Source organism: uncultured Microbacterium sp., from assembly GCF_963528945.1.
In the GTDB taxonomy this organism is placed as follows: Bacteria; Actinomycetota; Actinomycetes; order Actinomycetales; family Microbacteriaceae; genus Microbacterium.
Genome location: NZ_CAURWX010000004.1, coordinates 367,493 through 388,373 on the forward strand (window position 1 = coordinate 367,493; position 20,881 = coordinate 388,373).

The following is a 20,881-nucleotide window of genomic DNA, read 5'->3' on the forward strand; positions in this document are numbered from 1 at the left end:
CTCCCCTCCTTCCCGTCTCGCGCCGGCGGCGCTACGACGACGTGCCCTGGATCTGCCACGTCTGCGTCATCGTGAGTCCCTGCGCGGTGTTGGGCGCGGTGGTGGGCAGGGTCACCGCGAAGCAGTAGTTCAACTGGTTCGCGCCGTTGGCCGTCACCGCCTGCGGTACAGACGTCGTCGCGGCACCACCGGTCGTGAGCGCGGAACCGTCGGGCACCACGATGCTCGTCGCGGACGATGCCGCGGCGTACGTGGTCGCGTTGCAGGTGGTCGCCGGCACGAGCCGCACTCCGTACGTCAGCGATGCGGCGAGGCCCGTACCACCGGGCGTCCCCGCGGTCAGCTGCAGGGTGCCGGCGACCGACGGGTTCGCGGTGCGCACGCTGAACAACGCGTACGTGGTGGTGCCGGGCGCCATCGCGGTCGGCGCGACGACGAAGTTCAGCGCCACCGCCGCGCCGGCCGTGGCATGACTGGTGAAGGTCGTGCCGTCGGCCGCACCGACGATGTCGAACCGACCGGCGGTGAACGTCGACCCACCGAACTCGGCGTCGTTCCACGCGGCCAGCGTGCCGGCCGCGCCCACACCGAGCACCAGCCCGGCGGCGAGCACCGCGCGGATGCGGCGGGAGACCCGACGTGCCGCCTCCCGCTTCCGCGCGCGGGTGCGCCCCATGATCAGTCCGCGGTCGAGGTGGCCGTGAACTCCCAGGTGGCGGTCGCCGACGCGCCCTGCACGATCGCGTCATCGGCGGTCACGGCGATGCAGAGCTGCACCGCGGTGCCTGCGGCATCCGCCGCCCCCTGAGTCAGCGCAACCGTTCCGGACGCCGTCTGGGCCGTGAGGTCGGCGCCCGTCGCGAGCACGGTGCCCGCCGCCGAGGCGTCGCAGGTCGCATCGGCGGCGATCGCCTGCACCGCGTACGACAGGTTCGCCTCGTTGCCGCCGGCGCCGCTCGTGATGCCGGTGGCGGCGAGCGTCGCGTCGTTCGTGGTCGTCTCGTCGAGACGCACCCAGAACGGCGCGTACACCACGTCGCCCGGCGACATCGCCGACGCGACTTCCGGCAGCTCGAAGACCAGGCTGGCCGCCGCGTCGCCGTCGTCGACGTTGTGATCGCTGTACGCGGCATCCGTGTCGCCGGTGGTCGACCCCTCCAAATTGAACGAGCCGGCCGTGAACGTGCCCGTCGCGAACTCGGAGTCGTTCCACGCCGCGAGAGTCACCGCCACTCCGACGCCGAGCACCAGGCCGCCCGCAAGGACTGCCAAGATCTTCCGATTTCCATCCTTCGTAACCATGCGCTATTCCCCCTCAGGAATCTCGTCGATCGCATGAGTCCGTCGTCCGGCCACCCCTCAGAGGCCGCGCACCCTTGCGTTCCGGCCATCCTCACCCAGACTGAAGAGTCATTCAAGAGGATGTTCGTCGGAGGTACCGGATCGTTGCGCGTCGCGGCTGTGCGGGCGCCGCGTCAGCGGTGCAGGACGGATGCCGAGTCAGCGGTGCAGGACGGATGCCGCTTCGGCCGCGACCTCGGCCGCGATCCGGTCGAGCAGCGATGAGCGCAGATTCCACTGCTGCCAGTACAGCGGGACCCGCAGCACCGGACCGCCCAGCGGCACGAGTTCCGGCGTGGCCTGCACCGTCGGCACCATGCCCCAGCCCAGGCCGAGCCGCACCGCCAGGGCGTAGTCGTGCGACGCGGGAACGTAGTGGCGAGGCACGCCCTGCGCCGCGACGCCGCGTGCCCGCAGCCACTCGTGCTGCAGGGTGTCGCGACGGTCGAAGTCGACGAACGGGGCGCGGGCCAGTGCATCCGTCGTCGCACCGTCGGGGAACCACTCGCTCGCATACGCGGGCGCGGCCATCGCCCGGTATTCGAGCACGCCGAGGGGGGCGACCGAGCATCCGGCCACCGGAGTGCTCTCGCTCGTCACCGCGGCCATCACGTCGCCCGACTCGAGAAGGCGCGCGGTGAAGTTCTGGTCGTCGCGATGCAGGTCGACGTCCACGCCGAGACGTGCGGCGATGCGGGAGAGCGGGGGAAGGAACCACGTCGCCATCGAGTCGGCGTTCACCGCCAGCGGGATGACCGGGCGAGCGACCGACCGCCCCTCGTCGATGCCGAGCCCTGCGAGCGCATCCTGCTCCAGGAGGTCGATCTGACGCGCGAGCCGTACGATCGCCTCGCCGGCCGCGGTCAGCCGCGCGGGTTTGGTGCGGACCACGACGATGCGCCCCACCTGCTGTTCGAGAGCTTTGAGCCGCTGGCTCACGGCCGACGGGGTGATGCGCAGCCGCCGGGATGCCGCGTCGAGGGTGCCTTCGTCGGCGACGGCCGCGAGCGTGGCGGCGAGGTCCGGATCGATTCTCACGTGAGCGATGCTAATGGTCCGGTAGGAATCCTCGCTGGTGCTTCACGTGATCTCCTCCGTAGCGTGGACGCATGCTCTCGGTGCTCTCCGGCCTCGGCCTCGGTCTCTCGCTCATCGTCGCGATCGGCGCGCAGAACGTATTCGTGCTGCACCAGGGCATCCGCCGCGAGCACGTGCTCGCCGTCGTGGTCGTCTGCGCCCTCTCCGATGCGGTGCTCATCATCGCGGGCGTCGCCGGTCTCGGCTTCCTCATCGCCGCCGCGCCGTGGCTCGTGGTCGTCGCCCGCTGGGCTGGCGCCCTGTTCCTGCTCGGCTACGGTCTGCGCGCCGCGCGCCGCGCCTGGCGCGGTGACGCCTCGGGTCTCGAGGTCGATGACCGGGGCGCGGTCGCCCCGGGTGTCGGAGGGATGCCCGCATCCTCTGCCGCGACCGCCCCCGCCGCGACCTCCGACCGCGGCACCACCGCCGGAGTGGCGACCACGACGCGACCGTCCCGCACCCGTCTCGCCCCGGTGCTGCTGACCGTGCTCGCCCTCACCTGGCTCAACCCGCACGTCTACCTCGACACCGTGCTCATGCTCGGATCGATCGCCGCGACGCACGGCGAGCAACGGTGGCTCTTCGCCGGCGGGGCCGTGCTCGCCAGCATCCTGTGGTTCACCGCCCTCGGGTTCGGAGCGCGGTACCTCGGCCGATGGCTGCACACACCCCGCTCCTGGCGCATCCTCGACGCGGTGATCGCGGTGGTGATGATCGCTCTCGCCGTCAGTCTCGTGCTGCCGGTGCTCGGCGCAGCCGGCTAAGGCGTCGTCGGCTCGGGCGCAGCCGGCTCGGACGTCAGGGCAGGCGTCACCGAGTCCGGCGTCGGGTCAGGCGTCGCCGTCGAGCGGACGCAGGATGCGCGTGAGGAAGCGCTGCGTGCGCTCGTGCTGGGGCGCACTGAACAGCTGCGCGGGCGGACCCTGCTCGACCACGACACCGCCGTCCATGAAGAGCACATGATCGGCGGCCTCGCGCGCGAAGCTCAGCTCGTGCGTGACGACGGCCATGGTCCAGCCCTCGTCGGCCAGCTCCTTGATGACGAGCAGCACCTCGCCGACGAGTTCCGGATCGAGGGCGCTGGTCGGCTCGTCGAACAGCAGCAGATCGGGCTTGAGTGCCAGCGCGCGCACGATCCCCACACGCTGCTGCTGCCCACCCGAGAGCTGATGCGGCCGGGCATCCGCCTTGTCGGCCAGGCCGACCCGGTCGAGCAGGGCGAGCGCCTCGCTCACGACCTCGGCCTTCGGGCGCCCCTGCACCCGCCACGGCCCTTCGATGACGTTCTCGAGCACGGTGAGATGCGGGAACAGGTTGTGGTGCTGGAAGACCATGGCCGAGCGGTCGCGCAGCGCGAGGCGCTTCTGCTGCCGCACGCGCGGCTTCTCGGTCGCGGCGAGGGCGAAGTCGATCTCGGGGCCGCCGTCGACCGTGATCGTTCCGGCATCGGGGGTCTCCAGGCCGTTCAGCGCCCGCAGCACGGTGGTCTTGCCGGAGCCGCTCGGTCCGATCAGCACCACCACCTCGCCGCGGTGCAGGGTCAGGTCGAAGCCGCGGAGCACCTCGGTGGCGCCGAAGCTCTTGTGCAGGCCGCGGGCGGTGAGGAGCGCCTCGGTCGACGGGTCAGTGCGCGACACGGCTGTCGAGCCTCCTCTCGAGAGCGCTCTGCCCGAACGACAGGATCAGGCAGAGCACCCAGTACACGAGCGCGGCGGCGAGATACAGCACCATGAACTCCAGCGTCGTCGACGCGATCTGCTGCGCCACCTTGAACAGCTCGGTGACGAGGATCAGCGACGCGAGCGATGTGTCCTTCACCAACGCGATGAACGTGTTCGACAGCGGCGGCACCGACACCCGCGCCGCCTGCGGCAGGATGATGCGCGTGAGCGTGCGGGTGCGGTTCATGCCGACCGTGTACGCCGCCTCCCACTGCCCCTTCGGGACCGAGAGGATAGCCGCGCGCACGACCTCCGCCCCGTAACCGCCGACGTTCATCGACAGGGCGATGATCGCACTCGGCCACGGGTCGAGCGTCACACCGATCGACGGCAGCCCGTAGAAGATCACGAACAGCTGCACGAGCATCGGCGTGCCGCGGATCACCGAGATGTAGAACCGGGCGATCGACGACAGCACGGGGTTGACCGAGATGCGCATCAGCGCGACCACGATCGCGAGGAAGAGCCCCAGCACGAACGACGCCAGGGCGAGTGGCACCGTCGCCGTCAGACCCGCCAGGGCGATCGGCCCGAGCGACTCCAGGAACAGCTGCCAGGGGCTCTCCATCGACTACTGCGAGACGTCTTCGCCGAAGTACTTCTCGCTGATCTCGGCGAGCGTGCCGTCGGCGCGGAGCTCGTCGAGGGCCTCGTCGACCGCATCGACCAGCGCTTCCTTGTCCTTCGTGAACACGAACGCCTGCTCGCCGGCCTCTTCGGTCTCGGCGGCGATCTTCAGACCGGTCGGGCTGTTGGTCGTCTCGTAGTCGAGGAAGGTCAGCTTGTCGTTGATGGTCGCGTCGACGCGGCCCTGGCGCAGCAGCTCGACCGCCTGGGCCCAGCCCTCGACACCCTCGACCTTCGCCCCCGACTCGGTGGCCAGCTCGTACCAGTTGCTCGTGAGCGACTGCGCGGTGGTCTTGCCGTCGAGGTCGGCGAACGACGAGATCGAGTCGTCGTCGTCCGCGACGACGATCACGCCGGGAGAGACCGTGTACGGCGCGCTGAAGAGGTACTTCTCCTCGCGCTCGTCGTTGATGGTGACCTGGTTGGCGATCAGGTCGAAGCGGCCGGCGTCGAGTCCGGCGAAGATCGCGTCCCACTGCGTCTCCTGGAACTTCAGCTCGAGGCCGAGCTTGTCGGCGACCGCCTCGATGATCTCGACGTCGTAGCCGGTGAGCTCGCCCGAACCGCCGTCGCCGTGGAAGCTGAAGGGGCGGTAGGTGCCCTCGGTCGCGACCGTGAGCGTTCCGTCGCTGACGAGACCGAAGTCGGAACCTTCGGATGCCTCGCCGGCGCTCGACGAGCTCTCGGGCGAGGTGCTGCCGCTGCAGGCCGTGAGCGCAGCGGCTCCGACGACGAGTGCGGTGATGGCGATGAGGCGACGGGACATGGACCCTCCTGGGGTATGGGGCGCAGTCGCGATTTTACGCGACCCGCACAGGAACTCCCTCACAGTACGCGGCCCTTGACGCGGCCCCCGCATCCATGTCCTTCCGTTGCGCCCGATCTGCCGAGCCTCGCCCTCCATCCCCCCGCTCCCTCTCCCGCCCCCTCTCCCTCTCCCTCTCCCTCTCCCTCCGCTCCGGTCGCATTTTCTGTCGCTTCGCGCGTCGGCAGGCGACAGAAATTGCGACGGGAGCTGCAAGGGAGGCGGGGGCTGTGGAGAGTGCCCACAGGGACCGGGAGACAAGGCACAGTGAGCGGATGCCCCGACCCCGTGACCTTCCCGCTCGACTCGGCGACGTGTTCCATATCTCGGACATCCAGGACGCCGGTGTCAACCCGGAACGGATGCGTCGCTCCGACCTCCTCCGGCCGTTCGCCGGGGTGCGCGCGCGGCGAGAAGCGATGCATCCGCTTCCCGTCGAAGACGACCTCTTCGCGCGTCGTCGAGCGGAGCTGCGGGCGGCCGCCGCGCTCTACGCGCCGCGACTTCGCGCAGGGCAGTTCTTCAGCCACGAGACGGCGATCGCCCTCTGGGATGCTCCGCTGCCCAGCTTCCCGTCCGGTCTGCCGCCCGACGTTCACGTGAGCGTCTTCGGGGAGGCGCCGCTCCCGCGGCTTCCCGGAGTCGTGGCCCATCGTGCCCGTGCCGCGACGTCTGCCGCGGAGGTCATCGACGGACTCGCCGTCTCGACGCCCGCGACGACGTGGGCGACATCGGGGAGCTTCGCATTGCACGACGTCGTGGCCTTGGGTGACTTCTTCTGCCGCCGCTGGCGAGCAGGCGTCGGGCGTCCGACTCCGGACCGTCCGCCGCTCGCCACGATCGACGACCTGGCCGCGGTCGTGGCGTCGGGCCGTCGCGTCGGCATCCCTCGGCTTCGCGAGGCGCTTCCGCTCATCCGCGAGGATGCCTGGTCGCCCCGTGAGAGTCGGCTCCGTTGCCTGCTCCATGATTTCCGGCTCCCCGAACCCGCCCTCAATGTCGACGTGTTCGACGACGATGGGCGATTCCTCGCCTGCCTCGACCTGGCCTTTCCTGCACAGAAAGTCGGAGTCGAGTATCACGGCCTCATGCACACCGCTTCCTACGCCCGCGACGTCGAGCGCATCGCCCGGCTACGCGCCGCCGGCTGGACAATCATCGAGGTGACAGCCGAGTCTCTCCGCGACGAACTCCCGCTCATCCGCCGGATCCGCGCTGCTCTCTCCCGTGCCTGACCCGCTCCCGCGCCTGACCCTCCCCCGCGCCTGACCCCTTCCCGTCGCATTTTCTGTCGCCTGACGGCGGCCCAGACGACAGAAAATGCGACGGGAGCGGAAGTGGCCGGAGGGGGGACGCAGAAACGCCCCCGGCGGAGCCGGGGGCGTTTCGGGAGTCAGACTCAGATGGCGTTGACGTCCAGCGGGATGCCGGGGCCGAACGTGGTCGACACCGCACCCTTCTGGATGTAGCGGCCCTTCGAGCTGGACGGCTTGAGGCGGACGATCTCCTCGAGCGCGGCCGAGATGTTCTCGTTCAGCTGCTCGGTCGAGAACGAGGCCTTGCCGACGACGAAGTGCACGTTGGCGTGCTTGTCGACGCGGAACTCGATCTTTCCACCCTTGATGTCCTCGACGGCCTTGGCCGTGTTCGGGGTCACCGTGCCGGTCTTCGGGTTGGGCATGAGGCCGCGCGGGCCGAGCACCTTTCCGAGACGACCGACCTGGCCCATGAGCTCGGGCGTGGCGACGGCCGCGTCGAACGCGGTCCATCCGCCGGCGACCTTCTCGATGAGCTCGGCGCCGCCGACCTCGTCGGCGCCCGCAGCGATCGCAGCCTCAGCCGCGGCGCCGGTGGCGAACACGATGACGCGGGCGGTCTTGCCGGTGCCGTGGGGCAGGATGACGGTGCCGCGCACCATCTGGTCGGCCTTGCGCGGGTCGACGGACAGCTTCAGCGCGACCTCGACGGTGGAGTCGAACTTCGCGGAGCCGGTCTCCTTCGCCAGGGCGACGGCCTCAGCGGGGGTGTAGAAACGGTCTGCCTCGATCTTCGCGACGGCAGCCTGGTAAGCCTTGGACTTGGTAGCCATGATTATTCTCCTCAGCCCTCGACCGTGATGCCCATGGAACGGGCGGTGCCGGCGATGATCTTCGAGGCGGCCTCGATGTCGTTCGCGTTCAGGTCGGCCTGCTTGGTCTCGGCGATCTGACGGACCTGGTCCTTGGTGATCTTCGCGACCTTGACGGTGTGCGGGGTCGACGAGCCCTTGGGCACGCCGGCGGCCTTCTTGATGAGCTCCGCCGCGGGCGGGGTCTTCAGGACGAAGGTGAAGCTGCGGTCCTCGTAGACGGTGATCTCGACGGGGATGACGTTGCCGCGCTGCGACTCGGTCGCGGCGTTGTACGCCTTGCAGAACTCCATGATGTTGACGCCATGCTGACCGAGCGCGGGGCCGATCGGCGGCGCCGGGTTGGCTGCACCGGCGTTGATCTGAAGCTTGATCAGGCCGGTCACCTTCTTCTTCGGTGCCATTCTCTTTCCTTTCATCGAATCGGATGCCTCGGCATCCGCTTCTCCCACAGACCCGGCGTTTCCGGACCGTGGTTGCCTGCGCGCACGACGAAGCGGCGCACAAACCACACAAGTCTACCCGATCGGGGGACCCGCCGGGAACGCGAGAAGGCCGCCCCGAAGGACGGCCTTCTCGAACGACGCGCAGCGTCAGATCATCTTGGTGACCTGGTCGAACGACAGCTCGACCGGGGTCTCGCGCTCGAAGAGCGAGACGAGCACGGTGAGCTTGCCGCTCTCGGGCTTGATCTCGCTGATCGAACCCGGAAGACCCGCGAACGAGCCTTCCTTGATGGTGATGGTCTCGCCGACCTCGAAGTCGACCTCGGCCGGGAGCGGACGGGCGACGGCGACGCCGCCCTTCGAGGCGATGTTCTTCGCGGTGGGGACGTCCTTGACCTCGACGAGTGACTTCAGCATGTTGAAGGCCTCTTCGAAGCGCAGCGGCGTGGGGTTGTGGGCGTTGCCCACGAAGCCCGTCACGCCCGGCGTGTGGCGCACGACCGACCAGGTGTCTTCCGTGAGCTCCATGCGCACCAGCACGTAGCCGGGGATGCGCACACGGGTCACCATCTTGCGCTGGCCGTTCTTGATCTCGACGACGTCCTCCATCGGGACCTCGACCTGGTAGATCTCGTCCTCGACCTCGAGCGTCGACTTGCGCTGCTCGATGTTCGCCTTGACCTTGCGCTCGAAGCCCGCGTACGAGTGGATGACGTACCACTTGCCGGGGAGCATCCGCAGGTCGAGGCGGAAGGCCTCGTAGGGGTCCTCGTCGGCGTCGTCGGCGTCCTCATCGGCATCGGCCGCGGGGCGGTCGTCGTCGCCGTTGATGTCCGGGCCGTCGTAGGGGGTCACCTCGTCGGCGGCGGCAGCCTCCTCCTCGGCGGTCTCCTCGGCCACGGCGTCGTTGAGCACCTCGGCCGCGGCCTCGGACTCTGCAGCCTCGTCCAGGTTGAGCGCGTCGTTCACGATGGCGTCGGCCTCCGGGTCTTCGATTTCGATCTCGTCGTCGGTGTCGGTCTCGTCGTCGGCGTCTTCATCTTCGACGTGCAGGGCGATGTGCTCGGCAGACGTGGATGCGCGCTCCTCGGCGGCGAGGGTGTTGCCCTCCTGGGCCTCGTCCTCTTCGCTGGACTGCTCGGCGGCAGGCGCCCAGTCGGCGTCGTCGGAGTATCGTTCGGACACTAGTTCTTTCCAATCACTGCGGCAGGGGCCGCGGGGACGTCATCAGCTCGGGATACCGAACACGTAGTGCGTCATGATGCCGAAGACCCAGTCGAGGCCGTAGACGATGCCCATGACGATCAGGACGAAGACGAGCACCACCAGCGTGAACTTGACCAGTTCCTTGCGGGTCGGGGTGACGACCTTGCGCAGTTCGGCGATGACCTGACGGATGAACAGGGCGATGCTTCCGAAGAACCGGGAGAAGGGGTTGCCCTTCTTCTCGCGGGCGGCGCCAGCCGCGATGACCTCGCCGCGCGGTTCGTCCTGACTCATCCTGAATGTACCTTTCGTGTGCCAGCGTGCGCTGACGCGCAGGGCGGACAGGAATCGAACCTGCAACCTGCGGTTTTGGAGACCGCTGCTCTGCCAATTGAGCTACCGCCCTAGAGACTCTGGAGTCTCGGGGTGTTCTCCCATCCTGCCACCTCGACGCCATCGGGAGACCCGAGGCACGGCGAAAGAATGCAGAGAACAAACTGCTTCCCCAGTGTACGGCATCCGTCGCCCGCCGCCGAACCGGGGCGACGTCGGTCGCCTCTTGTAGGCTTCGTGGGCGGGAAATTCCGGGAGGGAGCGGATGTCGGTGCAGGTTCAGCAGTTCCAGGTCGATCTGCGCGGGGTCGTCGACCTCCTCAGCCGGCACATCTACTCCGGCCCGCGTGTCTACCTGCGGGAGCTGCTGCAGAACGCGCGCGACGCGATCACCGCGCGGCGCGAGGTCGACGGGCAGGGCGGCAGCATCCGCATCACCCCGGTCGGCGAGCACTCCGACGAGTTCGTCCTGCGCGACGACGGCATCGGGCTCACGTCGGCCGAGGTCGCCGACCTGCTCGCGACGGTCGGCCGCAGCTCGAAGCGCGACATCTTCGACCTCCCCCGCGACGACTACCTCGGACAGTTCGGCATCGGGCTGCTCAGCTGCTTCATGGTCGCCGACACGATCGTCATCCGCTCCCGCAGCGCCCGCGGCGGGCCGGCCGTCGAGTGGACCGGCCACTCCGACGGCACCTTCCGCGTGGTCGAGCTCGACGACGACCTGCCGATCGGCACGAGCGTGCACCTCGCCCCGCGGTTCGACGCGGCCGACCTGCTGCGCGCGGCCTCGGTGCGCGAGCTCGCCACGACCTTCGGCGAATTCCTGCCCGTGCGCATCACCGTCGACGGCCCGGGCGGAGACGTCGACCTCACGCACGCACCGCCGTTCCTCGACGCGGCGCCAGACGACGCCGCGGCCTACGGCCGCGCGCTCCTGGGCGCGACACCCCTCGACACCATCGAATTGCACGAGCCCGCCACCGGCACGCGGGGAATCGCCTACGTGCTCCCGTTCGCGCCACCACCCGGCGCGCGTCAGGCCACGCGCGTCTACCTGGGACGGATGCTCCTCGCCGAGCGCGTCGACGACGTGCTGCCGGAGTGGGCGTTCTTCGTGCGGGCGGTGGTCGACTCGACCGGTCTCGCCCCGACGGCCAGCCGCGAGTCGCTCGTCGACGACGCCGGGCTCGAGCGGGTGCGTGAACAGTTCGGAGCGGGCATCCGTCGCTGGGTGCTGGAGCTGGCGCTGCGCGAACCGCACCGGCTCGCCCACTTCGTCGCGATCCACGAGGTCGGCCTGAAAGCCCTCGTGCGGCACGACGACGAGTTGGCGCAGTTCATCGCCCGCTGGCTGACCGTCGAGACCACGCACGGCACGATGCGCATCGACGACCTCGTCGAGCGGCATCCGCACATCCGCTTCGCCGCGTCGGTCGACGAGTTCCGCCAGGTCGCGGGCATCTCGCCGTCGACCGAGGTGCTGGTCAACGGCGGCTACCTCTACGACGCCGACCTCGTGCGCCTGCTGCCCCAGCTCTACCCCGACGTCACGGTCGAACAGGTCGACGTGACCGGCGAACTCGATCGTCTCGACCCGCCGCCCCTCGACGACCGCGACGCAGCGCTCGCCCTCGAGGCGCGGGCGGGCGCCGTCCTCGCCCCCTCGTCGTGCGCCGTCGTCGTGCGCACCATCGATCGTCCATCGCTGACCGGGCTGTACGTGATCGATCCCGAGACCCTGCGCGCCCTCGATCGTGGCCGCACGAAGGGCGTCACGGGGTCGCTGTGGGGCGGCGTGCTCGATCGCATCGACCGGACGCTGCCCGCGGCGGCCGACGACGATCCGGGCGCCCGCCTCTGCCTCAACTGGTCGAACGCGGTGGTGCGGGCGCTCGTGCGGGTGACCGATGACGCTGTCTTCGGGCGAACGGTGCAGCTGCTGTACATCCAGGCCCTGCTCGCCGGGCACCACCCGCTGTCCGATGCCGACCGGGAGCTCATGACCTCGGCGCTCGGCGACCTCGTGGCGCTGTCAGCCGGGGTGGCCGACGAGGTCTTCCCGTTCGACGCCCCCGCGTCCTGACGGCATCCTCTCTCCGACAGCCTCCCCCACCCGCCTCCTGACGAAGGGATTCCCATGACCCGTCCGACGACGCGCTTCGCCGAGCTCATCGACGAGATCGACCGCACCCCGTGGGGGCCTGCCGAGCAGGCTCTCGTGACCGAGGCGGTCGCCCTCGCGCGGGAGATCGGCGACGAACGGCTCGAGTACGAGGCCCGCATGCGGCAGACCGCCTCGGCGAACATGAACGGCGCCACCGACGTGATGCTGAACTCGTTCGCCTGGTGCCTGGCGAAGCACGACGAGGATCCGCAGAGGTTTCCCGCCGACCTCGACAACGGCGGCGCCGACCTCATGTGGCAGTTCAAGTGGATGGCGTCGTCGCTTCGTTCGTCTCCTGTGTTCTCGCAGGAGCAGATCCACGCCGTGCTCGACGACATGGAGGCCCACTACCGGGCGGCCGGCCTGGGGCTGAGCGGCGTGCTCACCGCACGATTCGAGGATGCGTGGGACTCGGGGCGCCTCGATGACGCCGAGGCGCTGCGGGTGCAGTTGGAAGCGACCCCGCGCGACGACCACAGCCACTGCGACGCCTGCGGGCGCAGCCAGTTCGCCGGGTTCTTCGCCGAGACCGGGCGGGATGCCGACGCCATCCGCCTCGTGGAGGAGATGATCGAGGGCGGGTTCTCGTGCGGCGAGGAACCGGAGCACGCCCTGTCGCGCGTGCTCGTGCCCTACCTGCGCGCCGGACGCGGCGACGAGGCCAAGACCGCGCACCTGCGCAGCTACCGCCTCGCGAAGGACAACCCCGACAACCTGCGCATCGTCGCGAACAACGTGGTCTTCGCCGCCATCACCGGCAACGAGGCGCGCGCGCTCGCGCTCGTCGAGCGTCACATCGGCTGGTTGGCGCACGACGGCCTCAACGTCGACGCGCACTTCGCCGCTCTCGCCGCGTTCGCCGTCGCCCTCGACCGCGTTGCCGCCGCTGGGCACGGCGACACCCCCGTGCGGGGAGCGGATGCCGCGGCGCTCGTGCCCTTCTTCGGCGCACACGACGGCGTCTGGAACGCCGCCGACCTGGCCGCCGCGTGCTGGGCGGGAGCGGAGCGCCGCGCGGCCGAGTTCGACCGCCGTGACGGGAGCGACGGGCACGCGCGCCACCTCGAGCGGCTGCGTCTCATCGGCTCCGAGAGCTACGACGTGCCGATCCGCTCGGATGCGTTCGTGGCGGCGCCGCCGTCAACGACGCCGACCGACGCCGAGGGGTGGTTCGATCGTGCGATGCAGCTCGCGCAGTACGGCGCCGAGCACGAGACCCTCGCCGCCCTCCCCCGCGCCCTCGGGGTGGATGACCCGTACCAGCGGGCCCAGCTGCACTCGATGCACATCGGCATCCTCGTCGCGCTCGACCGCGCCGACGAGGCACGCGCGGTCCTCCCCGACCGCATCGCCGAGCTGCGGGCGGCCGGTCGCGCGGAGCAGGCCGACCTCGAGGAGCGCGCGGGGCTCGCGACCTTCGGCCTCGACAGCGCGGAGAGCGCGGCATCCCTCGATCACGAACTGGCTCAGGCGGATGCTCTGCCGGCGTGGTCGCGCGGCGACGTCGCGCTCAGCCGCGGTGTGCTGCATCTGCGCGCCGGCGAGACCGACGCCGCGCTCGACCTCTTCGAGCGCGCGGCCCACGCGTTCTCCGACGCCGGCGACCCGCGCCTCGCGAACACCACGGCGCTGCTCGCGACCTCGGCGCTGCTGCAGAAGGGCGAGACCGACGCGGCATCCGCCCTGCTCGATCGACTTCTCGCGCAGGACGATACGGGCACCGGCCACCGCGCGCACGCCCTCGAGATCCGCGCACGCCTGCGCGGCGGGGCGGCCGACTACGCCGCGGGGGCGGCCGACGCCGACGAGGCGTGCCGACTGCTCGCCGGGCTGGGGGCCTCGCGTGCACTGGCCGGCCTTCACCTGCTGGCGGGGTCGCTCTGGGAGGACGCCGGCGATGCCGAGAAGGCCGTCGCGCGCTTCCGCGTGCTGACCCGCCTCGTCGGGCAGGAGGGGGAAGACACGACGGCGCCCGACTTCCGTCTCGCCCGCGCCATGCTCGCGGCCGGCGATGCCGCAGAGGCCGCCGAGCTGCTGGGAAGCGTGCTGGAGCGCGAGGAGCGTGCAGAAGTGTCGGCAGCGTCGCGCGCGGCGACGGCGATGCTGCTCGCCCGCGCACTCTCGGCCGCCGGAGAGTTCGGCCAGGCGGTCGGGGCGTTCGGTTTCGCGGGCGACCTCTTCGGGGAAGACGAGGAGCACGCGGATCGCGCGGTGGCGCTGGTCGAGCAGGCGCGCATCCTGATGCGGTTCGACGAGCACGACGAGGCGCTCTCCCTGCTCGAGGCGGCCGCCGACTCTGCCCGTCGTTCGCCGGATGCCGTCGGGGTACTCGCCGACGTGCTGCACACCCTCGGCCAGGCGTACGGCGGGCGGCAGGACGAGCGCGCCTTCGCGCTGTTCGACGAGGTCGCGGCCCTCGCGGTCGAGCATGAGGCGCCGTGGCTGGGTGCCGACGTGATGGACTCGCGGGCTCGGGCGCTCGCACAGCTCGGCCGTATCGACGAGGCCGTGGCCATCGCCCTCACCGCTGCCGACGGGTTCGCCGCCCTCGACGACGCCGGTGCCGCCGGCGGGTCGGAGCTGTTCGCGGCGCGCGTGCTCCACAGTGACGGGCGTGCCGAGGACGCCGTCGCGGTGTACCGGAGCGCCCTCGATCACGGCTCGGAGTTCCCGCCGCTGCTCCAGGTCGCCGCGCTCGAACTCGGCGACGTGCTGGAAAGCCTCGGGCGCCACGGCGACGCAGCCGAGGTACGGGCGCTCGCAGAGGCGTGACGGACAGCCGCCCGGTTCGATGAGAGTCGGGCGGGTGTCCGCCGTATGCGGTCAGCCGCGCTCGGGCGTCAGAAGAGCTGACGCCAGTTCGCGCGGGCGAGGTCGAGCAGCTCGTCGCCGCGTCCCGACAGCACGGTGCGGATGGCGTACAGCGTGAAGCCCTTGACCTGGGCGGCTTCGATCGCCGGCGGCATCGACAGCTCCTGCCGCTCGGTCACCACGTCGAGCACCGCGGGACCATCGTGCGCGAGCACGTCGCGCACGGCATCCGGCAGGTCCTCACTGTCCTCCACCCGGCGGGCGTAGATGCCCATGGCTTCGGCGATCGCGGCGAAGCTCGGGTTGTCGAGACCGGTGCCGTACGTCACGAACCCGGCCGCCTTCATCTCGAGTTCGACGAAGTTCAACGACGCGTTGTTCACGACGACCGTCTTCAGCGGAAGCCCGTTCTGCGTGACGGTGAGCAGTTCGCCCAACATCATCGAGAGCCCACCGTCGCCCGCGAGCGCCACCACCTGACGACCGGGCTGCGCGACCTGCGCACCGATGCCGTGCATGAGGGCGTTCGCCATCGAGCCGTGCGTGAACGAACCGATCAACCGTCGCCCCTCGGTCATCGCGAGGTAGCGGGCCGCCCACACCGTCGGCGAACCCACGTCGGCGGTGAAGATCGCGTCATCGGCGGCATGATCGTTCAGCAGCTTGGCGAGATACTGCGGGTGAATGGGCCGGCCGCGCTTCGTCGGCACCGCGAGGTCGTCGAGCTTGGCGCGCGTCTTGCGGTAGTGCGCGAGGGCGTCGTCGAGGTGACCACGGTCGTCCTTGCGAGCGAGGCGCGGGAGCAGCGCGTCGACGGTGGCGCGCACGTCACCGACGAGACCGAGGTCGAGCGGATGCCGCTTTCCCAGCTGCGATCCGCGGATGTCGACCTGGATGGTCGTCGCTTTCTCGGGGTAGAACTGCGGGTACGGGAAGTCGCTGCCGAGCACGAGCACCGCGTCGGCGGCCTCCATGGCCCGGTAGCCCGAGGCGAAGCCGAGCAGCCCCGTCATTCCGACGTCGTACGGGTTGTCGTGCTCGATGTGCTCCTTTCCGCGCAGCGCGTGCACGATCGGGGCGCCGAGCGCCTCGGCGAGCGACAGCACCTCGGCGTGAGCACCTTCGACGCCGGCGCCCGCGAGGATGGTGACCTTCTTCGCCGCGTTGAGAAGCGTGGCGGCCTTCTCGAGCTCGGGTCCGCTCGGCACCACGACCGACCGCGTGCGCTCGATGCGCACCGAGCGGTCCTGAGGGATCTCGGCGAGGGCGACGTCGCCCGGGATGACGAGCACCGCGACCCCGCGCTCCTCGATCGCGGCGCGCATAGCGATCTCCATCAGCCGAGGCATCTGCTGGGGGTCGGCGACGTATTCGACGTACACGCTGCACTCGCGGAAGAGCTCCTGCGGGTGGGTCTCCTGGAAGTACCCGGTGCCGATCTCGGTCGTGGGGATGTGCGCGGCGATGGCGAGTACCGGTACGCGCGAACGCTGGGCGTCGTAGAGGCCGTTGATGAGGTGCAGGTTCCCCGGACCGCACGACCCGGCGACGACCGCGAGCTCACCCGTCACGGCAGCATCCGCGGCGGCGGCGAAGGCCGCGGACTCCTCATGCCTGACGTGGACCCAGCGGATCGAGCCGTCTTTGCGCAGCGCGTCGGTGAACCCGTTGAGCGAGTCCCCCGGGATGCCGTAGACCCGCTCGATGCCGTTGGTGCGGAGTGTCTGGACGATGTTCTCAGCGACGGTGGCCATGCTTTCGACCCTACGCCCGTCACCGCCGCCGCGGCCCGGTGGCTCGCCTCCCTTGACAACCCCCGCCCCGGGGCTCGTGCGTAGCGCTCCCGCGAGCGGGTCCGAACATCCATGCGAGGGGTCAATAAACGCCGTGTCGAACCCTCGCGAGGCGGCATTCTCTGACCCCTCGCGAGTGAGACGTCCCGTGCGATCGGACGCACGGACGCACGGACGCACGGGCGCGCGGGCGCGCGGACGCACGGCGCGCGGACGCACCCAGGGTGAGAGGTCAAAACACGCCGTGTCGGACCCCCGCGAAGCGGCGCTTCCTGACCCCTCGCGAGCGAAACGTGCCTCATGCGGCGAGCAGGCGACGGATGCGTCGCACGAGAGCCTCCGGATCATCGAAGTCGCGTCGAGTCACCACGGTCACGCGGTAACCGAGCGCCTCGAGTTCGGCGCGACGGATCTGATCGCGGCTCCATCGGTCGGGATCACGATGGTGGTCGCCGTCGTACTCGATGATGAGCCGGGCGTCGCGGAACAGCATGTCCACCCGCGCAACGAACCGCTCCCCGTCATCGATGACGACGTTGCATTCCGGGGCGGGCAGGCCGGCTTGCACCAGGATGAGCCTCACCATCGACTCGCGGGGCGACTCGGCGCCATCGTCGGCCAGCGCGAGCGCTCGTTCACGAACCCGTGAACCGCGACCACCGAGGAAGCGACGATGCGCAGCGGCGAGTTCGTCGAGCTCGACGAGGCCGTCGCGGCGGGCGATGAGCGCGTCGGTCACGGCGAGCATCCACGGAAGCGGCAGGTCCCGCGAGATGTCGATCCACGCGCGCGCCGGAGAAAGCGTCGCGATCCCGTGAAGCTCTACGACATCCTCCGGCGCGACCTCCCGACGGTGCCCGAGGACGCCCTCTCGCCGGATCCTCGTCGACTCGGGCGGCACGGCGATTCGAAGCCGAGCCCAGGCATCCGTCTCCATCGTCGCGCTCAGCGGCAGGCCCCAGAGGGCGGCGGCGGTCAGTCCGCAGACGAAAGCCTGCGGAGGAACAACCGCCAGCAGCAGCCGCAGCCGCTGCTCCGGGGGGAGCGGGAAGCGCGAGCGCGTTCCGTGGAAGGGACGCCCGAGGTCCAACGCACGCAGACGACGGCGAGTGATGCCATGCGCGAGGGCATCTGCGACTGTGAACGCGGGAGGGGCGTCGACGGGAAGCGGTGACGGATGCATCCGCCGATCGTGCCCGTCCGCACCCGTTCCCCGCGGGCGTCTGCTGCGCTACTCGCGCCAACGGTGGATGCATCCACAAACCAACGCGCTTGTGCAGGACCGCATGCCCTTCCTCCCCCTCCCCCTTGCGCGAGGGGCCAGGGAACGTCGATTGGGCGGGGCGGGATACGGCGTGTCTTGACTCCTCACGCGGAAATGAGCGCGAGGCACGCGGCATGCGGGAGGGGGCGCGGGAAGGGGGCGGGATAAGACTCGCGAGGGGTCAAAAAACGCCGCCTGGCAGGGGTGCGAGGCGGCGTTTCTTGACCCCTCACGCGGAGGGCCGGGGGGAGAGAGAGAGCGAGCGGGCGCGGGAGCGTCAGCCGATGCGGATGAGCTTCTTGTTCACGAACTCGTCCGCGGCGAGGTGGCCCAGCTCACGCGCGGTGCCGCTGCGCTTCACGCCGCCGAAGGGCAGCTCGGGGCTGTCGGCGAGCACGAGGTTGACGTAGACCATGCCGGCCTCGATCTTGTCGGCCACGCGCTCGGCCTGCTCGGCATCCGTCGTGAACACGTACGAACCGAGACCGAACGTCGTGTCGTTCGCGAGCTCGACGGCGGCGTCTTCGTCGGCGACCCGGTAGACGACCGCGGCGGGGCCGAACAGCTCCTCGCGGTACACGTCCATCTCGGGCGTGACGTCGGCGAGAACGGTCGGGGCGAAGAACGCCCCGTCGCGCGTGCCGCCGGTGAGCAGCGTCGCGCCCTGGGCGACGGCCGTGTCGATCTGCTTCTGCAGGTTCTCGGCCGCCGTCTCGGACGAGACCGGTCCGAGGACGGTGTCGTCGAGCGACGGGTCGGATGCCTCGACCGCCGCCATCGCCGCCGTGAACTTCTCGACGAACGCGTCGTACAGCCCGTCGACGACGATGAAGCGCTTGGCGCCGTTGCACGCCTGGCCGTTGTTGTCGAGGCGCGCGTCGACCCCGGCCTGCACGGTGGCATCGAGGTCGTCGGTCGACAGCACGATGAACGGGTCGGACCCGCCGAGCTCGAGCGCAACCTTCTTGAGGTTGCGTCCGGCGATCTCGGCGACGGCCGCGCCCGCACGCTCCGAACCGGTGAGCGAAACGCCCTGCACGCGGGGGTCGGCGATCATGTCGGCGATCTGCTCGTTAGTCGCGAGCACGTTCTGGTACGCGCCCTTCGGGAAGCCCGCGTCGTGGTAGATCGCCTCGATCGCCGTCGACGACTCGGGGCACTGCGGTGCGGGCTTGAGCAGGATGGTGTTGCCCACGATCAGGTTCGGCGCCGCGAACCGCACGATCTGGTACGCCGGGAAGTTCCACGGCATGATGCCCACGAGCGGCCCCAGCGACGAGCGGCGGATGATCGCCGAACCCTCCCCCAGGATCGCGATGGGCTGGTCGGCCATGATCGCCTCGGCCTGGTCGGCGTAGTACTCGGCGATGTCGGCGGCGAAGTCGACCTCGCCGAGCGCGGCCTCGCGGGGCTTGCCCATCTCGCGCACGAAGACGTCGGCGAGCTCCTCGCGGCGTTCGCGGTGCAGCTCGGCCGCGCGACGCAGCAGCGCAGCCCGCTCGGCGACGGTGGTCGAGCGCGACCAGTCGCGGTGCGCCTCGGCGGCCGCGGAGACCGCCTCCTCGATCTGCGCGTCGGTGAACGTGTCGTAGGAGGCCAGCTTCTCGCCGGTGGCGGGGTTGATGACGGCGTAGTCGGTCATTTCTCGTCCTCTCGTCGCACCGGTCAGGAGACCGGGATGAGCGTGTACTTGGTGGACAGGTACTCGTGGATGCCCTCGGCACCGCCTTCGCGGCCGACACCCGACTGCTTGACGCCGCCGAACGGCGCGGCGGCGTTCGAGACGACGCCCACGTTGAGACCCATCATGCCGGTCTCGAGGCCGTCGATCATGCGCTGGCCGCGCTGCAGGTTCTCGGTGAAGACGTACGAGACGAGCCCGTACTCCGTGTCGTTGGCGAGGCGAACGGCGTCCTCCTCGGTCGAGAAGGTCGAGATCGCGAGCACCGGGCCGAAGATCTCCTCGCGCAGGATCGCGCTGCCGGGAACGACGTCGGTGAGCACGGTCGGCTCGTAGTACGTGCCGGTGCCTTCGATGGCCTTGCCGCCGGCGAGCAGCTTCGCGCCGCGGTCGACGGCGTCGCCCACGAGCTCCTCGGCCTTGGCGACGGCGTCCTCGTCGATGAGCGGTCCGATCGCGACGCCCTCCTCGGTGCCGCGGCCGACCTTCATCGCCTGCACGCGCTCGGTGACGCGGCGGGCGAACTCGTCGGCCACGTCCTCGTGCACGATGAAGCGGTTCGCCGCCGTGCACGCCTGACCGATGTTGCGGAACTTCGCCAGCAGCGCGCCCTCCACCGCCTTGTCGAGGTCGGCGTCGTCGAACACGACGAACGGCGCGTTGCCGCCGAGCTCCATCGACACGCGCAGCACGCCTTCGGCGGCCTGAGCGATGAGCTTGCGGCCGACCTCGGTCGATCCGGTGAACGACAGCTTGCGCAGACGCGGGTCGGCGATGATCGGTGCCGACAGTGCGCTCGACTTCGACGTCTGCACGACGTTGACGACGCCCTTCGGCAGTCCCGCCTCTTCGAGCAGCTTCGTGAAGAAGAGGGTGGTGAGCGGCGTGAGCGCCGGGGGCTTGATCACGACGGTGCAGCCGGCGGCCAGCGCGGGGGCGATCTTGCGTGTCGCCATCGCGAACGGGAAGTTCCACGGCGTCACGAAGAACGACGGCCCCACGGGGCGCTGCGAGACGACCATGTGGCCGGTGCCCTCGGGGTTGATGCCGTAGCGGCCGCTGATGCGCACGGCCTCTTCGCTGAACCACCGGAGGAACTCGCCGCCGTAGACGACCTCGCCGCGCGCCTCGGCGAGGGGCTTGCCCATCTCGAGCGTCATCAGCAGCGCGAGGTCCTCCTTGTGCTCCTGCACGAGGTCGAACGCCCGGCGCAGGATCTCGCTGCGTACGCGCGGCGCGGTCGCCGCCCACTCGTCCTGCGCGGCGACGGCCGCGTCGAGGGCACGGATGCCGTCCTCCGGAGTCGCGTCGGCGATCGAGCGGATGACGTCACCCGTCGAGGGGTCCTTCACGTCGAAGGTCGCACCGGAGGAGGCATCCGTCCATTCTCCGCCGATGAAGAGGCCGGTGGGGATGCTGTCGAGGAGCGTCTGCTCGGCGGAGGCGGTCTGCGTGGTCATGTTTCTCCTTCGTGGGGATGC

Annotated in this window: 18 protein-coding genes and 1 tRNA gene; 4 read left to right on the plus strand and 15 right to left on the minus strand. The window is 70.1% G+C overall.

Annotated elements, in window-relative coordinates; genetic code table 11:
* Positions 1–31: 31 nt before the first annotated feature.
* From RWS82_RS14405 to RWS82_RS14415, 3 genes are all read right to left on the minus strand, one after another.
* Positions 32–676, minus strand: coding sequence for a SipW-dependent-type signal peptide-containing protein (locus RWS82_RS14405; protein WP_314651445.1), 645 nt, complete (start codon positions 674–676; stop codon positions 32–34).
* A gap of 2 nt (positions 677–678) precedes the next feature.
* The gene (locus tag RWS82_RS14410; RefSeq protein ID WP_314651450.1) at positions 679–1,272 is read right to left on the minus strand and encodes a SipW-dependent-type signal peptide-containing protein; all 594 of its coding nucleotides are present in this window, start codon (positions 1,270–1,272) and stop codon (positions 679–681) included.
* Between the two features lie 228 nt (positions 1,273–1,500).
* Positions 1,501–2,379, minus strand: a complete 879-nt coding sequence (locus RWS82_RS14415) for a LysR family transcriptional regulator ArgP (protein ID WP_314651453.1) — start codon at positions 2,377–2,379, stop codon at positions 1,501–1,503.
* Between the two features lie 71 nt (positions 2,380–2,450).
* On the opposite strand from RWS82_RS14415, the gene RWS82_RS14420 reads away from it, so the two are divergent.
* On the plus strand, positions 2,451–3,182 hold the full coding sequence (locus RWS82_RS14420) for a LysE/ArgO family amino acid transporter (RefSeq protein WP_314651455.1): 732 nt from the start codon (positions 2,451–2,453) through the stop codon (positions 3,180–3,182).
* 66 nt (positions 3,183–3,248) lie between these two features.
* Here the strand turns inward: RWS82_RS14420 and RWS82_RS14425 are convergent, their stop codons facing one another.
* The 3 genes from RWS82_RS14425 to RWS82_RS14435 are packed head-to-tail and all read right to left on the minus strand — an operon-like array spanning position 3,249 to position 5,532.
* Entirely contained in the window at positions 3,249–4,055 is an 807-nt protein-coding gene (locus RWS82_RS14425) for an amino acid ABC transporter ATP-binding protein (RefSeq protein WP_314651458.1), read from the minus strand.
* Positions 4,042–4,707 (minus strand): amino acid ABC transporter permease, encoded by a 666-nt coding sequence (locus tag RWS82_RS14430; RefSeq protein ID WP_314651460.1) that lies wholly within the window; start codon positions 4,705–4,707, stop codon positions 4,042–4,044. Before RWS82_RS14430 ends, RWS82_RS14425 begins: the two co-directional genes overlap by 14 nt.
* Before the next feature lie 3 nt (positions 4,708–4,710).
* Entirely contained in the window at positions 4,711–5,532 is an 822-nt protein-coding gene (locus tag RWS82_RS14435) for an amino acid ABC transporter substrate-binding protein (RefSeq protein ID WP_314651463.1), read from the minus strand.
* Positions 5,533–5,846: 314 nt separating this feature from the next.
* On the opposite strand from RWS82_RS14435, the gene RWS82_RS14440 reads away from it, so the two are divergent.
* Positions 5,847–6,806: a hypothetical protein gene (locus RWS82_RS14440; RefSeq protein ID WP_314651466.1), complete on the plus strand. Its 960-nt coding sequence runs from the start codon at positions 5,847–5,849 to the stop codon at positions 6,804–6,806.
* 164 nt (positions 6,807–6,970) lie between these two features.
* Here RWS82_RS14440 and rplA read toward each other — a convergent pair whose 3' ends face one another.
* From rplA to RWS82_RS14465, 5 genes are all read right to left on the minus strand, one after another.
* Positions 6,971–7,660 (minus strand): 50S ribosomal protein L1, encoded by a 690-nt coding sequence (gene rplA / locus RWS82_RS14445; RefSeq protein ID WP_314651467.1) that lies wholly within the window; start codon positions 7,658–7,660, stop codon positions 6,971–6,973.
* 11 nt (positions 7,661–7,671) lie between these two features.
* Positions 7,672–8,103, minus strand: coding sequence for a 50S ribosomal protein L11 (gene rplK / locus RWS82_RS14450; protein WP_091226625.1), 432 nt, complete (start codon positions 8,101–8,103; stop codon positions 7,672–7,674).
* 189 nt (positions 8,104–8,292) lie between these two features.
* Complete coding sequence (gene nusG, locus RWS82_RS14455; protein ID WP_314651478.1) at positions 8,293–9,330, minus strand: transcription termination/antitermination protein NusG; 1,038 nt, start codon at positions 9,328–9,330, stop codon at positions 8,293–8,295.
* Positions 9,331–9,372: 42 nt separating this feature from the next.
* Positions 9,373–9,645, minus strand: a complete 273-nt coding sequence (gene secE / locus RWS82_RS14460; protein WP_314651480.1) for a preprotein translocase subunit SecE — start codon at positions 9,643–9,645, stop codon at positions 9,373–9,375.
* Positions 9,646–9,684: 39 nt separating this feature from the next.
* Positions 9,685–9,757, minus strand: a tRNA-Trp gene (locus RWS82_RS14465).
* A 192-nt stretch (positions 9,758–9,949) separates the two neighbouring features.
* On the opposite strand from RWS82_RS14465, the gene RWS82_RS14470 reads away from it, so the two are divergent.
* Both RWS82_RS14470 and RWS82_RS14475 read left to right on the plus strand, forming a co-directional pair.
* The gene (locus RWS82_RS14470; protein ID WP_314651483.1) at positions 9,950–11,770 is read left to right on the plus strand and encodes an HSP90 family protein; all 1,821 of its coding nucleotides are present in this window, start codon (positions 9,950–9,952) and stop codon (positions 11,768–11,770) included.
* A gap of 54 nt (positions 11,771–11,824) precedes the next feature.
* Positions 11,825–14,623, plus strand: a complete 2,799-nt coding sequence (locus RWS82_RS14475; RefSeq protein WP_314651486.1) for a hypothetical protein — start codon at positions 11,825–11,827, stop codon at positions 14,621–14,623.
* A gap of 68 nt (positions 14,624–14,691) precedes the next feature.
* Here RWS82_RS14475 and poxB read toward each other — a convergent pair whose 3' ends face one another.
* The 4 genes from poxB to RWS82_RS14495 all read right to left on the minus strand — a co-directional run bounded on the left by poxB (position 14,692) and on the right by RWS82_RS14495 (position 20,860).
* Positions 14,692–16,416 carry a ubiquinone-dependent pyruvate dehydrogenase gene (gene poxB / locus RWS82_RS14480; RefSeq protein ID WP_314651489.1) on the minus strand — a complete coding sequence of 575 codons (1,725 nt, stop codon included), beginning with the start codon at positions 16,414–16,416 and terminating at the stop codon, positions 14,692–14,694.
* A gap of 337 nt (positions 16,417–16,753) precedes the next feature.
* On the minus strand, positions 16,754–17,638 hold the full coding sequence (locus RWS82_RS14485; RefSeq protein ID WP_314651494.1) for a DUF559 domain-containing protein: 885 nt from the start codon (positions 17,636–17,638) through the stop codon (positions 16,754–16,756).
* A gap of 358 nt (positions 17,639–17,996) precedes the next feature.
* Positions 17,997–19,361, minus strand: a complete 1,365-nt coding sequence (locus RWS82_RS14490; RefSeq protein WP_314651496.1) for an NAD-dependent succinate-semialdehyde dehydrogenase — start codon at positions 19,359–19,361, stop codon at positions 17,997–17,999.
* Positions 19,362–19,384: 23 nt separating this feature from the next.
* On the minus strand, positions 19,385–20,860 hold the full coding sequence (locus tag RWS82_RS14495; protein WP_314651499.1) for an NAD-dependent succinate-semialdehyde dehydrogenase: 1,476 nt from the start codon (positions 20,858–20,860) through the stop codon (positions 19,385–19,387).
* Positions 20,861–20,881 lie beyond the last annotated feature (21 nt).

Bases quoted from the DNA above. Each gene is read 5' to 3' on its own strand.
- RWS82_RS14405 (WP_314651445.1), bottom strand. From the start codon at position 676: ATGGGGCGCACCCGCGCGCGGAAGCGGGAGGCGGCACGTCGGGTCTCC.
- RWS82_RS14420 (WP_314651455.1), top strand. From the start codon at position 2,451: ATGCTCTCGGTGCTCTCCGGCCTCGGCCTCGGTCTCTCGCTCATCGTC.
- RWS82_RS14430 (WP_314651460.1), bottom strand. From the start codon at position 4,707: ATGGAGAGCCCCTGGCAGCTGTTCCTGGAGTCGCTCGGGCCGATCGCC.
- RWS82_RS14435 (WP_314651463.1), bottom strand. From the start codon at position 5,532: ATGTCCCGTCGCCTCATCGCCATCACCGCACTCGTCGTCGGAGCCGCT.
- RWS82_RS14440 (WP_314651466.1), top strand. From the start codon at position 5,847: ATGCCCCGACCCCGTGACCTTCCCGCTCGACTCGGCGACGTGTTCCAT.
- rplA (WP_314651467.1), bottom strand. From the start codon at position 7,660: ATGGCTACCAAGTCCAAGGCTTACCAGGCTGCCGTCGCGAAGATCGAG.
- rplK (WP_091226625.1), bottom strand. From the start codon at position 8,103: ATGGCACCGAAGAAGAAGGTGACCGGCCTGATCAAGCTTCAGATCAAC.
- secE (WP_314651480.1), bottom strand. From the start codon at position 9,645: ATGAGTCAGGACGAACCGCGCGGCGAGGTCATCGCGGCTGGCGCCGCC.
- RWS82_RS14470 (WP_314651483.1), top strand. From the start codon at position 9,950: ATGTCGGTGCAGGTTCAGCAGTTCCAGGTCGATCTGCGCGGGGTCGTC.
- RWS82_RS14475 (WP_314651486.1), top strand. From the start codon at position 11,825: ATGACCCGTCCGACGACGCGCTTCGCCGAGCTCATCGACGAGATCGAC.
- poxB (WP_314651489.1), bottom strand. From the start codon at position 16,416: ATGGCCACCGTCGCTGAGAACATCGTCCAGACACTCCGCACCAACGGC.
- RWS82_RS14485 (WP_314651494.1), bottom strand. From the start codon at position 17,638: ATGCATCCGTCACCGCTTCCCGTCGACGCCCCTCCCGCGTTCACAGTC.
- RWS82_RS14490 (WP_314651496.1), bottom strand. From the start codon at position 19,361: ATGACCGACTACGCCGTCATCAACCCCGCCACCGGCGAGAAGCTGGCC.
- RWS82_RS14495 (WP_314651499.1), bottom strand. From the start codon at position 20,860: ATGACCACGCAGACCGCCTCCGCCGAGCAGACGCTCCTCGACAGCATC.